General features: G+C 72.5%; 14 protein-coding genes. 9 read left to right on the top strand and 5 right to left on the bottom strand.

Features of this window, described 5'->3' with window-relative positions; translation table 11 throughout:
* Window positions 1-246: 246 nt before the first annotated feature.
* The 3 genes from AB0K07_RS18720 to mshA form a co-directional block, all read right to left on the bottom strand.
* Window positions 247-1,296, bottom strand: coding sequence for a hypothetical protein (locus tag AB0K07_RS18720; protein WP_363756688.1), 1,050 nt, complete (start codon window positions 1,294-1,296; stop codon window positions 247-249).
* A gap of 261 nt (window positions 1,297-1,557) precedes the next feature.
* On the bottom strand, window positions 1,558-2,073 hold the full coding sequence (locus tag AB0K07_RS18715; protein WP_363756686.1) for a YbjN domain-containing protein: 516 nt from the start codon (window positions 2,071-2,073) through the stop codon (window positions 1,558-1,560).
* Window positions 2,074-2,131: 58 nt separating this feature from the next.
* Entirely contained in the window at window positions 2,132-3,496 is a 1,365-nt protein-coding gene (mshA, locus tag AB0K07_RS18710; protein ID WP_363756684.1) for a D-inositol-3-phosphate glycosyltransferase, read from the bottom strand.
* Window positions 3,497-3,712: 216 nt separating this feature from the next.
* Between mshA and AB0K07_RS18705 the strand changes: the two genes are divergently transcribed.
* Together AB0K07_RS18705 and AB0K07_RS18700 are read left to right on the top strand one after the other, a co-directional pair.
* Window positions 3,713-4,480 (top strand): SDR family oxidoreductase, encoded by a 768-nt coding sequence (locus AB0K07_RS18705; RefSeq protein ID WP_363756682.1) that lies wholly within the window; start codon window positions 3,713-3,715, stop codon window positions 4,478-4,480.
* Between the two features lie 21 nt (window positions 4,481-4,501).
* Window positions 4,502-5,302 carry a class I SAM-dependent methyltransferase gene (locus tag AB0K07_RS18700; protein ID WP_363756680.1) on the top strand — a complete coding sequence of 267 codons (801 nt, stop codon included), beginning with the start codon at window positions 4,502-4,504 and terminating at the stop codon, window positions 5,300-5,302.
* Between the two features lie 16 nt (window positions 5,303-5,318).
* Here the strand turns inward: AB0K07_RS18700 and AB0K07_RS18695 are convergent, their stop codons facing one another.
* Window positions 5,319-6,401, bottom strand: a complete 1,083-nt coding sequence (locus AB0K07_RS18695) for a UDP-N-acetylmuramate dehydrogenase (protein ID WP_363756678.1) — start codon at window positions 6,399-6,401, stop codon at window positions 5,319-5,321.
* 69 nt (window positions 6,402-6,470) lie between these two features.
* Between AB0K07_RS18695 and AB0K07_RS18690 the strand changes: the two genes are divergently transcribed.
* From AB0K07_RS18690 to AB0K07_RS18665, 6 genes are all read left to right on the top strand, one after another.
* Complete coding sequence (locus AB0K07_RS18690; RefSeq protein ID WP_363756676.1) at window positions 6,471-7,229, top strand: maleylpyruvate isomerase family mycothiol-dependent enzyme; 759 nt, start codon at window positions 6,471-6,473, stop codon at window positions 7,227-7,229.
* A gap of 235 nt (window positions 7,230-7,464) precedes the next feature.
* Window positions 7,465-8,772 carry an extracellular solute-binding protein gene (locus AB0K07_RS18685; protein WP_363756674.1) on the top strand — a complete coding sequence of 436 codons (1,308 nt, stop codon included), beginning with the start codon at window positions 7,465-7,467 and terminating at the stop codon, window positions 8,770-8,772.
* A gap of 70 nt (window positions 8,773-8,842) precedes the next feature.
* Entirely contained in the window at window positions 8,843-9,835 is a 993-nt protein-coding gene (locus AB0K07_RS18680; RefSeq protein ID WP_363756672.1) for a sugar ABC transporter permease, read from the top strand.
* Complete coding sequence (locus tag AB0K07_RS18675) at window positions 9,832-10,665, top strand: carbohydrate ABC transporter permease (protein WP_363756670.1); 834 nt, start codon at window positions 9,832-9,834, stop codon at window positions 10,663-10,665. Before AB0K07_RS18680 ends, AB0K07_RS18675 begins: the two co-directional genes overlap by 4 nt.
* A complete protein-coding gene (locus tag AB0K07_RS18670; protein WP_363756668.1) occupies window positions 10,662-12,044 on the top strand; it encodes a GH1 family beta-glucosidase in 1,383 nt (460 codons plus the stop codon). The genes AB0K07_RS18675 and AB0K07_RS18670 overlap by 4 nt, the downstream gene beginning before the upstream one ends.
* A gap of 20 nt (window positions 12,045-12,064) precedes the next feature.
* Window positions 12,065-13,072: a LacI family DNA-binding transcriptional regulator gene (locus AB0K07_RS18665; protein ID WP_363756666.1), complete on the top strand. Its 1,008-nt coding sequence runs from the start codon at window positions 12,065-12,067 to the stop codon at window positions 13,070-13,072.
* A gap of 74 nt (window positions 13,073-13,146) precedes the next feature.
* Here AB0K07_RS18665 and AB0K07_RS18660 read toward each other — a convergent pair whose 3' ends face one another.
* Entirely contained in the window at window positions 13,147-13,266 is a 120-nt protein-coding gene (locus AB0K07_RS18660) for an LPXTG cell wall anchor domain-containing protein (RefSeq protein WP_363757154.1), read from the bottom strand.
* Between AB0K07_RS18660 and AB0K07_RS18655 the strand changes: the two genes are divergently transcribed.
* Window positions 13,226-13,597, top strand: a 372-nt coding sequence (locus AB0K07_RS18655) for a hypothetical protein (protein ID WP_363757188.1), incomplete at its 3' end; no start/stop codon positions are given. The two genes, AB0K07_RS18660 and AB0K07_RS18655, sit on opposite strands and share 41 nt — an antisense overlap.

Here is a 13,597-nt window from a genome sequence, read left to right as displayed (position 1 = left end):
GGTGGGCACCGTCCCCCAACGGTTGATCCACCCGTCCCCTCGCGCCTCGCCCGGTGCGCGGATCTGATCGATCCGCCGCTCCCCCGAACGTTTCCAAGCGTGGCGCGGTGCAATAAAGTTAGTTCGCCCGGATTCTGGATTCAACCCAGACCGGCTGTCTCGCCGGTCACAACTCGCGAGTATCCGCAGTTCGGGCCTCGGTCTGTGGCAACAGCCGCATACCCCTCGCGCATTCCCGCAAACACCTCAACCGTCCTCCCGATCGGGTGATTCGGTCCGGAAGAAGTTGCTCTGCCGACCGTCGCGCATCTGCTCCTGATAGATCAGGTTCAGCCGGCGCAGGTCAAAGGTGTGAAACCACTCATCCCAGGTGATCTCACGAATCCGGCTGCTCTCCCGGTAACCGGGGATGTTGAAGGTCAGCACACCCGCCCGGCCGTCCCGCTCGGTACCGGCGATGGTCGCCGGCTTCGCACCGCGCTCCCGGGCCCACCGTTGGATGACCTCGTGATTCGCGGTGACCAGGCTTCGTCCCGGGCGCTCCGGCCGATCCGCGATCGACGCGATCACCTGCGAACTGCGAACCGAGCGCCCGGTGCCCCGCCCGGTGCGGATCCCCACGGCCGCCGGGGCTCCGCCGGCCGGCCCGGTGGTCGCAGCGGACCTGGCGGGCGACGCCCGCTTCGCCGCCGACGGCCGCGCCGGGGCCTTCCTGGCCGGCGCCTTCCGCGCGGGGGCGGTCCGGGCGGTCGTCGTCTTCCGCGCCGTGGTCTTCCGGGCCGTCGTCGACTTCCGCGCGGCCGTTGTCTTGCGCGCGGTCGCTGCCTTGCGGGCAGCCGTCGACTTCGCCGCTGTCGTCTTCTTCGCCGGCGCCGTCGTCGTCTTCTTCCGGGCGGTCGTCTTCGCCGCCGCCGTCGTCCTCTTGGCCGCGGTCGTCTTCCTGGCCGCCGCCGTCGTCTTCTTGGCCGCCGCCGTCTTCTTCGCGGCGGTCGTCTTCTTCGCGGCGGCCGTCTTCTTGGCCGCGGCCCGCTTCGCGGGGGCGCTCTTGTTCGCCGGTGCCGCCTTCGCGCGGCTCGGCGCCGCCCGCGTCGCCGACTTCTTCGTCGCGGCGGCACGACCCGCCGACGCCCGGGTACCGGCGGCCCGGCCGGCCGGACCGGTGCTACGACGACCCGCGCCGCCGCCCTCGGCGCGCAGCGAGCGCACCAACTGTTTCACCAGGTCGGGCTTACGCAGTGCGGAGATACCGGAGACCCCGCGCTTGCGCAGTTGCCCGCGGATGTCGTCCACCCGCATCCCCGAGATCTCCGACTCGGAGATCCCGGGAGTGTTCGGTGTCTGGTTGCCGGTCTGTCGCTTCGTCCTGGTCGCAGTCCCGCCGCGACCTGAGCTGTTCCGCTGAGCCATGGGACGCTCACGCTCCTCGACACTCCGTCCTCGGCGCGCGGGGGTCCCTTGCCGCACCGCGCGGTGCGGCATACCCGTCAGGAGCGCTCCGAACCACCAGCCGGCAACGGGCTTCCGGGCCGTGGGGTCAGGCCGGCCCACGTCGGGCCGTCAGGCCGGGGCGGGGCCGGAGCCGGAGGGCTCGAAGAGATGGGCGAAGGCGGCCAGGTTGGCGGTCGACTCGCCGCGCTTGACCCGCCACTCGTACTCCCGACGGATGGAGCTGCCGAAGCCGATCTCCAGCATGGTGTCGAAGGACTCGTCGGCGTACGTGAGCACCGCGCCGAGCAGCCGGTCCAGTTCGTCGGCGTCCACGCCGGCCGGGTTGACCCGCCCGGTCAGGTACACGTCGCCGACCGCGTCGGTGGAGAAGGACACCCCGTACATGCGTGCGTTGCGCTGCAACAGCCAGGCCCACAGCTCCTCACGCCGCTCGTCCGGCTGGCGCATCACGAACGCCTCGATCCGCAGCGCGTGTTCGCCGACGATCAGGTTGCAGACCGTCTTGAGCTTGTGGGTGCCCGGCAGGGTCACCGCGTACGAGCCGGGCCCGGTCGACTCGCAGGCCAACTCCCGCTCGGCACAGACGGACTCGATCAGGGTCGCAAGATCGCTCTTCGGGCTCACCGGACCACTCTACGACCGGCCCGGCGGGAGCACCGGCTGGCGGGCGAGCCCTGCCGGGTCACCAGGAGCAGGAGAGCGCCGGGCCGCCCGCGAGGTCGGCGACGAGGCGGGCACGGTGCGCGGCGGCCGCCTCGCCGTAGACGTCGAGCAGGCCGGCGACCGTACGGTCCCAGGAGAAGTGCCGGGCGTGCTGCTCGGCGCCTCGGGCCAGTGCCGCCCGCCGGGCGTGGTCTGGCAGCAGGCGGGCCAGCGCGAGCGCCCAGTCCGCCGGGTCGTGCCCGTCGATCAGCACCCCGCTCACCTGGTCGCGTACGGCGGTGACCAGCCCGCCCACGGCGGCCGCCAGCACCGGCGTACCGCAGGCCTGCGCCTCCAGGGCGACGAGCCCGAAGGATTCGTTGTGTGACGGCACCGCGACCAGGTCGGCGGCCCGGTACAGGGCCGGCAGGTCGTCCCCGGTGCGGGGCGGCAGGAAGCGCACCCGGTCGGTGACCCCGAGCGTGGCGGCCAGCTCGATCAGCGCGGTCGGCCGGTCCAGCCCGCTGCCGCTCGGCCCGCCGCAGATCGCGACGGTCACCTGGTCGGCCAGCGCCGGGTCGCGCTCCCGCAGCGCGGCGACCGCGCGGATCAGCACGTCGGGCGCCTTGAGCGGCTGGATCCGACCGACGAAGGCCACCACGTACCCGTCGACCGGCAGCCCGAGCCGGCGGCGGGCAGCGCGGGCGGCCGTGGACCGGTCGCCCGGCGCGGGCCGGAACCGCTGCAGATCGACGCCCGGCTGTACGACGGCGACCTGGGCGGGGTCGGCGTCGTACCGCTCGACGAGGTCGCGAGCCTCCACCCGGGTGTTGGCGACCAGCCGGTCCGCCTCGGCGACCACCTGTTCCTCGCCGATCACGCGGGCCTTGGGCTCGGGCCGGTCACCGGCCGCGAGCTGGGCGTTCTTGACCTTCGCCAGGGTGTGCGCGGTGTGCACCAGCGGCACCCCCCAGCGCTCCTTGGCCAGCCAGCCGACCTGGCCGGAGAGCCAGTAGTGGGAGTGGATCAGGTCGTAGTGCCCCGGCGGGCGGGACGCCTCGGCGCGCAGCACCCCGGCCGTGAAGGCGCAGAGCTGGCCGGGCAGCTCCTCCTTGGTCAGCCCCTCCAGCGGGCCGGAGGTGATGTGCCGGACCTGCACGCCGGGGGCCATCTCGACCACCGGGGGCAGGTCGCCGGAGGTGGCGCGGGTGAAGATCTCCACCTCGACGTTGGCCTCGGCGAGCCGCCGGGCGACCTCCAGGATGTAGACGTTCATCCCGCCGGCATCGCCCGTGCCGGGCTGGTGCAGCGGGGAGGTGTGCACCGACAGGGTGGCGATGCGGCGGGGCCGGGGCCACGGTCGGGCACCTCGCTGACGACCGACGCCGGTGTGCAGTTCCGCCACGTCCGCTCCTCTTGTCACGGTTAATGCCGTCTCGCACGACCGGCGCTTCTCGGACAACCTGTACGCCGGATGTCATCTTCCCCATCGGCCTACGGAAATTCGTCGGCGCGGCCCCCCGGGGTGACGGACCTCATCACGGCCCACCCTCCTGCCCCGCTGACGGTGGCCGTCACGCCCGCCCGAACCGGACCCGTTGGCCGGGGTGAGAATGGCGGGATGACCCCTGTCGCCATCGTCACCGGAGCCTCCAGCGGAATCGGCGCGGCCACGGCCCGCCGGCTCGCCGCCGAGGGTTTCCACGTGCTCGCCGCCGCCCGCCGCGCCGACCGGCTCGCCGACCTGGTCGCCGAGATCACCGCCGCCGGCGGGCAGGCCACCGCCGTGACCTGCGACGTCACCTCGGACGAGTCGGTGGCCGGGCTGGCCGAGGCCGCCGCGCAGGCTCCCGGGCCCGTCACCCTGCTGGTCAACAACGCCGGCGGGGCGCGCGGGCTGGATCCGGTGGAGTCCGGCTCGCTCGGCGACTGGCAGTGGATGTACGACGTGAACGTGCTCGGCACACTGCGGGTGACCCAGGCGCTGCTGCCGGCGCTGGAGGCGTCCGGCGCGGGCACGATCGTGGTGGTCTCCTCCACCGCCGGACTGACCGTGTACGAGGGCGGGGGCGGCTACACCGCGGCGAAGCACGCGCAGACCGCCATCGCCGGCACGCTCCGGCTGGAGCTGTGCGGCCGGCCGCTGCGGGTGATCGAGATCGACCCGGGCATGGTCAAGACCGACGAGTTCGGGCTGGTCCGCTTCGACGGCGACGCGGAAAGGGCCGCCGCCGTCTACGCCGGTGTGCCCGATCCACTGGTCGCCGAGGACGTGGCCGACTGCATCGCCTGGTGCGCCACCCGACCCCAGCACGTCAACGTGGACCGGCTGGTGGTCCGGCCACGCGCGCAGGCCGCCCAGCACAAGGTGCACCGGGTCGGGCAGTGACCCGGGAGCGGTGAGCCGGGGATGAGCGGGGCGGCGCGGCACCGGCCTCTCGGCGTGGTCACCCGGGGGACGACCAACCCGAACCGGCTCCGCCGGGTGGACAACTGGATCGTCGCGACCTGCGCCGACCGGCTGCGGGCGGCGGTCGACCCCCTGGTGGTCGACCTCGGCTACGGCGCCACCCCGGTGACCGCGGTGGAGCTGCGGGCCCGGCTGGCCGCCGGGGTGCGTCGGGACGTACGGCTGGTCGGGCTGGAGATCGACCCGGCCCGGGTGGCGGCCGCCGCGCCGGCCGCCGACCCACCCGGGCTGACCTTCGCCCGGGGCGGATTCGAGCTGGCCGGGCTCCGGCCGGTGCTGGTCCGCGCGTTCAACGTCCTGCGCCAGTACGACGAACGCGAGGTGCCGGACGCCTGGCGGACGATGACCGCCGCGCTCGCCCCCGGCGGGGTGCTCGTCGAGGGCACCTGCGACGAGCTGGGCCGGCTCGCCGGCTGGCTGTTGATCGACGCCGACGGCCCCCGGACGCTGACCCTGGCCGCGAAGCTCACCACGCTGGGCAGCCCCGCCGAGCTGGCCGAGCGGCTGCCCAAGGCGCTGATCCACCGCAACGTGCCGGGCGAGCCGGTGCACGAGCTGATCTCCGCGCTGGAGGGCGCCTGGCATTCCGCCGCCCCGTACGCCACCTTCGGCCCGCGTCAACGCTGGCTACGAGCCGTGACCCACCTCAGGGACACCGGCTGGCCCATCCTCGACCGCCCCCACCGCTGGCGCCAGGGCGAGCTGACGCTCCCCTGGCCCAGCGTCGCCCCCCGCACCTGACCGGGCCGGCCCGGGATCAGAGCGCGCAGTTGATGAGGACGGGTTCGGGGTGCAGGGTCACGCCGAAGCGGCGTTGCACGGTGTCGCGGATGTCGCCGGCGAGGGTGAGCAGGTCGGCCGTGCTGGCCGTGCCGCTGCGGTTGGTGAGGGCCAGGGTGTGCTTGCCGGAGATCGCCACGCCGTCCGGGCCGGGGTGGCCCTTGGTGAAGCCGGCCTTGTCGATCAGCCAGGCCGCGCTCACCTTGACGGTGTCGTCGTGGCCGGGCCAGGCCGGCGGCTCGCCCAGCTCGACGGCGCGCTCCCGGAGCAGCTCGTACGACGCCCGGTCGAGCACGGGGTTGGTGAAGAAGGAGCCGACCGAGCGAGTGTCCGGGTCGGTGGCGTCGAGCACCATGCCCTTGCCGGCGCGCAGCCGCAGCACCGCCGCGCGGGCATCGGCCAGCGACACCCGGTCGCCCACCTCGACACCGAGCGCCCGGGCCAGTTCGGCGTAGCGCACCGGGCCGGAGAGCGGGGACCGGGCGAGCCGGAAGTCGACGGAGAGCACCACCATGCGGTCCCCGTACTTGAAGATGCTGCCCCGGTAGGCGAACCCGCAGTCGGCGGCGGGGATGAACTGGCGGACGTCCTCCGCCCGGTCGTACACCTCGACCCCGGTGATGGTCTCGGCGACCTCCTGGCCGTAGGCGCCGACGTTCTGGATCGGGGTGGCACCGGTCGAGCCGGGGATGCCGGAGAGGCACTCCAGGCCGGCCCAGCCGTTGGCCACCGTCGCGGCGACCAGGTCGTCCCACGGTTCGCCGGCCTCGACCCGCACCGTGACCGAGTCCGCGTCCTCGGCGATGACCCGCAGGCCATGCGAGCGCACCAGGACGACCGTTCCGGGGAAGCCGGCGTCGCCGATCACCACGTTGCTGCCGCCGGCCAGGATCAGGAGCGGTCCGTCCGTGGCCCGGATGGCCCGAACGATCTCGTCGGCAGTGTCCGCGGCCACGATCCGCCCGGCCGGCCCACCCATCCGCAGCGTGGTGTAGCTGGCCAGTGGACCAGGGATGGCACGATCGGCTTCGGTTGTCGGCTGGGCGTAGGCGTCTGACACGTCTTTCACCTTAGGCTGAGGGGCAGCCGTGGCACCCACTGGTGGCCCGGCACCCCCGGGAGGATGGCGATGAGCAGACTGCAGGGCAGCAAGGATTTCTGGATCGGCGCGCTCCGGACGGAGGGTCCGGCCTTCGCCTCGGCGGTGGCCGAGGCGCCGCCGGAGACACCGGTGCTGTCCTGTCCGGGCTGGACGGTCACCGATCTCACTCTGCACCTCGCCGGCATCTACCACTGGGTTTCGTCATTTGTCGGCTCCGGCCTGACCACCGCGCCGGCCCGCCCGGACCGGGTCGAGGCCGACCCGGGCCGGAGCCCGCTCCAGCTCTGGCAGCAGGGGTACGACCAGCTGATGACCCTCTTCGACGGGCTCGACGCGGAGGCTCCGGCGTGGAACTGGGCCCCGCAGCCGAAGAAGGCCGGCTTCTGGCCGCGCCGGATGGCGCACGAGACGGCGGTGCACCGCTGGGACGCCCAGCTCGCCATCGCCGCCGGTGAGCCCGTGGAGGCCAAGCTCGCCGCCGACGGCGTGAGCGAGGTGCTGGACACCTGGCTGCCCGCGGGCCGGCGGCGGACGCCGGGCGACTGGCACGGGGTGGTGCAGCTCTCCGCGACCGACGCGGCCCAGGAGTGGTATCTGCGGCTGCGCGGCGAGGGGGTTGCGCTGCTCGACACCGCGACCATCTTCGACCACGACGACCACCACGCCCGGGCGCAGGTGAGGGGCACCGCGAGCGACCTGCTGCTGGCGCTCTGGGGCCGGATCAGCTTCGAGACGCTGGACGTCACCGGCGACCGCAACCTGCTTGAGGGCGTGCGCACCAGCTGACCTTCGCCCGGCCGGCCGGGACGACACGCGGAGGGCGTCACCCCGTGGGGGTGACGCCCTCCGTCGCGTCCGCGCTCCGCATCGCCGCGTGCCGACGAGCCATCAAGATCGCTGGATGCCGGACGCCTTAGAGAGCGCTCTCTTGACACGGCCCGGACGACCCACCACCCTGTCGTGAGAGCGCTCTCTTAGCCATCTGCCACCACCGACCACCTTTGAGAGGGGTCCGAATCCCATGGCTGTCTTCCCGCGCCGCCGCCTCGCCGCGGTGGCCCTCGCCGCCGCCACCGCCCTGCTCGTCACCGCCGGCTGCGGTGGCGGCGACGAGGCGGACGGGGACGGGCCGGTCACGCTGACCGTCGACGTCTTCGGCCAGTTCGGCTACGAGCAGCTCTACCAGGAGTACATGACCGCGCACCCCGACGTGAAGATCGTCGAGCGCGGCACCGGCACCAACCTCGACGAGTACTCACCGAAGCTGACCCAGTGGCTCGCCGCCGGCCGAGGCGCCGGCGACGTGGTCGCGATCGAGGAAGGCCTGATGGTCGAGTACAAGGCCAACCCCGGCAACTTCGTCAACCTGCTGGACCACGGCGCCGCCGACCTCAAGGGCAACTTCCTCGAGTGGAAGTGGAACGCCGGGCTGACCGCCGACGGCAAGCAGCTGATCGGCCTCGGCACCGACGTGGGCGGCATCGCCATCTGCTACCGCAAGGACCTCTTCGCCAAGGCCGGCCTACCCACCGAGCGGGACGCGGTCTCCAAGCTCTGGCCCACCTGGCAGGACTACATCGCCACCGGTGAACGGTTCGTCGCGGCCAAGACCGGGGCGTCCTTCCTCGACGCGGCGACCAACACCTTCAACACCATCCTGCTCCAGACCGCCGGCAACACGACCGGCTACAGCTACTACGACACCAGCGACAACCTGGTCGTCGACAGCAACCCGGCGGTACGACAGGCCTGGGACACGACCATCGACATCATCGACTCGGGCCTCTCCGGAAAGTACGGCTCCTGGTCGGAGGAGTGGGTCTCCGCCTTCAAGCAGTCGAAGTTCGCCACCATCGCCTGCCCCGCCTGGATGACCGGCGTCATCGAGGGCAACGCGGGCCCCGCCGCCAAGGGCAAGTGGGACATCGCCCGGGTGCCCGGCAACGGCGGCAACTGGGGCGGATCGCACCTCGCGGTGCCCAAGCAGAGCAAGCACCAGGCCGAGGCGATCGAGCTGGCCAAGTTCCTGACCAGCGCCAAGGGCCAGATCGGCGCGTTCAAGGCCAAGGGCCCGCTCCCCTCCTCCCCGCAGGCGCTCGACGACGTGGCGATCACCGGGGCGACCAGCGCGTACTTCTTCGGGGCACCGGTCGGCTCGATCTTCGGCACCGGCGCGAAGAGCCTGAAGCCGGTCTACATGGGCCCGAAGAACCAGGCTGTCCGCACCGAGGTGGAGAACGCCGTACGGACCGTGGAGCTGGGCCAGCGCAACCCGGAGCAGGGCTGGACCGACGCGGTGACCAACGCGAAGAAGGCCGCCGCCAAGTAGCCCGAACCAGCGTGCGGGCGGGCTCCGGCGACCGGAGTCCCGCCCGCACTGCGGAAAGGAGTCCCCGGGCATGACCGTCCAGCTCGACGCCCGCCCGCCGGTCGCACCGGCACCGGGCACCCACCGCCGATCGGCGGGCCGGCTCAGCCGCCTCGACACCCGGTTCTCGCCGTACCTCTATGTCGCCCCGTTCTTCCTGCTCTTCGCGGTCTTCGGGATCTACCCGCTGGTGTACACCTTCTGGGTCTCGCTGCACGACTGGGACCTGCTCGGCACCGACCACCCGTTCGTCGGCGCGGAGAACTACACCCGGCTGCTGGCCGACACCGACTTCTGGCACGCGGTGGTCAACACACTGGGCATCTTCGTCATCTCCACCGTCCCCCAGCTGCTCGCCGCGCTCTGGCTGGCCAACCTGCTCAACCGGGGGCTGCGGGCCCGCACCGGCTGGCGGATGGCGGTGCTGGTCCCGAACGTGACCTCCACGGCCGCCGTGGCGATCGTGTTCGGGGTGCTCTTCGGCCGCGAGTTCGGCATGGTCAACTGGCTGCTCGACCTGGTCGGGCTGGACGCGGTCGAGTGGAAGTCCGACCGGGTCGCCTCCTGGGTGGCCATCTCCGCCATGGTCGACTGGCGCTGGACCGGCTACAACGCGCTGATCCTCCTGGCCGCGATGCAGGCCATCCCCCGCGACCTGTACGAGGCGGCGGCGATCGACGGCGCCAACCGGGTCCGGCAGTTCTGGTCGGTCACGGTGCCGCTGCTCAAGCCGACGATCATCTTCTGCGTCATCATCGCCACCATCGGCGGGTTGCAGCTCTTCACCGAGCCCCGGCTGTTCCATTCCGGCACCAACCCGATTCGCGGCGGACCGCTGCGCGAGTCGCAGACCGTGACCATGTACATGTTCGAGAACGCCTTCGCGCCGCACTACAACTTCGGGTACGGCTCGGCGGTGGCCTGGCTGCTCTTCGCGCTCATCGCCATCGTCGCGGCGGTCAACGTACTGGTCCTGCGCCGGCTGGGCGGCGGACCGGACGACCGGAAGGGAGCGGCCCGATGAGCCGGCTCTGGCGGGCCAGCCCGCTCACGTACCTGGCCCTGGTGGTCGCCGCCGGGATGTCGATCTTCCCGATCTGGTGGATGTTCGTGGTGGCCAGCCGGTCCAGCGACGCCATGGGCCAGCTGCCGCCGCCGATCACACCGGGCGGCAACCTGGGAGCCAACATCTCCCGACTGTTCGACAACACCGACGCGTACTTCCTGACCGGCCTGATCAACTCGACGATCGTGGCCGGTACGGTGACCGTCTCCGTGGTGTTCTTCGCCAGCCTGGCCGGCTTCGCCTTCGCCAAGCTGCGGTTCCGCGGCCGCAACGCGCTGCTGCTGGTGGTCATCGCGACCATGATGGTGCCGACGCAGCTCGGTGTGATCCCGCTGTACATGCTGATGACCCGGCTGCAGTGGAACGACCGGCTGCCCGCGGTGATCGTGCCGGCGCTGGTCACCGGGTTCGGGGTGTTCATGATGCGGCAGTACGCCGGCCAGGCGGTCAGCGACGAGCTGATCGAGGCCGCCCGGATGGACGGCTGCGGCACCGCCCGGGTCTTCTGGCACGTGGTGCTGCCCGCGCTGCGCCCGGCCGCCGCCGTGCTCGGCCTGCTCACGTTCATGACCACGTGGAACGACTTCCTGTGGCCGTACGCTGTGCTGAACGACCCGGCGAACCCGACCGTGCAGCTCTCCCTGCGGGCGCTGTCGGACGGGTACTACCAGGACATGTCGCAGGTGTTCACCGGGACGGCCATCGCGACGCTGCCCCTGCTGCTGGTCTTCGTGCTGTTCGGCCGGCAGATCATCGGCGGGATCATGGAAGGTGCGGTCAAGGCGTGAATGAACTCCGGTTTCCCGAGCACTTCCTCTGGGGAGCGGCCACCGCCGCGTACCAGATCGAGGGCGCGGCCCGCGACGACGGACGCGGCCCGTCCATCTGGGACACCTTCAGCCGGACACCGGGGAAGGTGTACCAGGGCCACACCGGCGACGTCGCCTGCGACCACTACCACCGGTACGCCGACGACGTGGCGTTGATGGCCGAGCTGGGGCTGCGGGCGTACCGGTTCTCGGTGGCCTGGCCACGGATCCAGCCGGACGGCACCGGCCCGGCCAACCCGCGCGGGCTGGACTTCTACGACCGGCTCACCGACACGCTGCTCGACCGGGGGATCGACCCGATCGTCACCCTCTACCACTGGGACCTGCCGCAGACACTGGGCGACCGGGGCGGCTGGACCAACCGGGACACCGCCGAGCACTTCGCCACGTACGCCACGGCGGTGTACGCCCGGCTGGGCGACCGGGTGGACGTCTGGACCACGCTCAACGAGCCGTGGTGCTCGGCGTACCTCGGGTACGGCAACGGAGTGCACGCCCCGGGCGAGCAGGATCCGGCGGCGGCCTTCACGGCCGTACACCATCTGCTGCTCGGGCACGGCCTGGCGGCACGGGCGCTGCGGGCGGCCGGAGCGCGCAGCGTGGGCATCACCCTCAACCCGGCCGACGTGCGGCCGGCCGATCCGCAGAGCGCGGCGGACGCGGCGGCGGTCCGCCTGGTCGACGGCCTGCACAACCGGATCTTCCTCGACCCGCTGCTGGCCGGCGGCTACCCCGACGACGTGCGGGAACATGTGGCGCGCATCGTCGAGCCGACGTTCATCCGGGATGGCGACGAGAAGCTGATCGCCGCACCGATCGACCTGCTCGGGATCAACTACTACCAACCCAGCTACGTCGCGGGTCGGCCGGACGGGGCGGGCGGCGGTGGCGCGTACCCGGGCACCGAGGGCGCCGTGCAGTTCCTGCCACCGACCGGGCCGCTCACCGACATGGAGTGGATGATCGAACCGGCCGGGCTGACCCGCCTGCTGGAGCGGATCGCCACCGACTACCCGGGGGTGCCGCTGCTGATCACCGAGAACGGCGCGGCCTTCCCCGACAAGCCGGGCGCCGACTCGCCCGACGGGCCGGGGCAGGTGATCGACACGGACCGGATCGCGTACCTCGACGGACACCTGCGTGCCGCGCACGAGGCGATCTCCCGGGGCGTGGACCTGCGCGGCTATCTCGTATGGTCGTTCCTGGACAACTTCGAGTGGGCGGAGGGCTACCGCAAGCGGTTCGGGATCGTGCACGTCGACTACCTGACCCAGCGGCGCACACCGAAGGCCAGCGCCCGGTGGTACCAGGAGGTGATCTCCCGGAACGGGTTGTGACGAGCGGGGGGGTAGTCGCGATGACGACGGCGCAACGGCCGACGCTCGAGGCGGTGGCGGCGCGGGCCGGGGTGTCCCGGGCCACCGTCTCGCGCGTGGTCAACGGCTCCACCACCGTCGCCCAGCCCATCCGGGAGGCGGTCAACCGGGCGGTCGCCGAGCTGGGGTACGTGCCCAACCTGGCCGCGCGCAGCCTGGTCACCCAGCGCACCGACTCGATCGCCCTGGTCATGCCGGAGGCGGCAACCCGCGTCTTCTCCGACGACCAGGTCTTCCCCGGCATCATCCGGGGGGTCAGCCAGGAGCTGGAGGCGGCCGACAAGCAACTGGTGCTGATGCTGGCCGGCTCACCGGCCGGGCACCACCGGGTCGAACGGTTCACCACCGGACGGCACGTCGACGGGGTGCTCTTCGCCTCGCTGCACGGCGCCGACCCGCTGCCCGGCACGCTGGCCCGGCTCGGCATCCCGGTGGTGTGCAGCGGCCGGCCGCTCGGCGACGTGCCCGTGCCGTACGTCGACGTCGACCACGTCGGCGGGGTGACCGCGGCCGTCCGGCACCTGATCGACAGCGGTCGCCGACGGATCGCCACCATCGCCGGGCCACAGGACATGGTGGCCGGGATCGAACGACTCACCGGCTACCGCACCACGATGGCCGACGCGGGGATGCCCGAGCTGGTCGCGATCGGGGACTTCACCCGGGAGTCCGGGGCGGCGGCGATGCACCGGCTGCTCACCGAACACCCCGACCTGGACGCGGTCTTCGCCGCCTCGGACCTGATGGCCCACGCCGCCCTGCGGACGCTGCGGGAGGCCGGCCGGCGCGTGCCGGAGGACGTCGCGGTGGTCGGCTTCGACGACATCGAGACCGCCGCGTACACCGAGCCGCCGCTGACGACCGTCCGGCAGCCGATCGTGGAGATCGGCCGGAGGATGACCCGGCAGCTGCTCCGGCTGGCCGCCGGCGAGACCATCGAACCGGCGGTCATGCTCCCCACCGAGCTGATCCTGCGCGACTCGGCGTAGCCCGGGGCCCTCCTCGACGAGGAGGGCCCCGGGGACACGGCCGGACGGTCCGGTGTCCGCTGCGGTGCTGACGATCAGCCCTCCGCGTCCCGCCGACGGCGTACGGCAATGAACGCGGCACCGAGCGCCACGGCACCCAGGCCGAGGATGGCCGTGGACAGCAGACTGCCTGCCGACGTGCCGGTGACCGGCAACTCGCTCTTCGTCGGGGTGGCCGTGGGCTCCGCCGTGGTGGTGGGCTCCGCCGTGATGGTGGGCTCCGCCGTGGCGGTGGGCTCCGCCGTGGCGGTGGGCTCCGCCGTGGCGGTGGGCTCCGCCGTGGCGGTGGGCTCCGCCGTGGTCGTGGGCTCCGCCGTGGTCGTGGGCTCCGCCGTGGTCGTGGGCTCCGCCGTGATGGTGGGCTCCGCCGTGATGGTGGGCTCCGCCGTGATGGTGGGCTCCGCCGTGATGGTGGGCTCCGCCGTGGCGGTGGGCTCCGCCGTGGCGGTGGGCTCCGCCGTGGCGGTGGGCTCCGCCGTGGCGGTG

Source organism: Micromonospora sp. NPDC049301, assembly GCF_040678715.1.
Lineage (GTDB): Bacteria > Actinomycetota > Actinomycetes > Mycobacteriales > Micromonosporaceae > Micromonospora.
The sequence above is the reverse complement of the archived record's forward strand: the minus strand, read 5'-3'. Positions and strand labels throughout refer to the sequence as shown.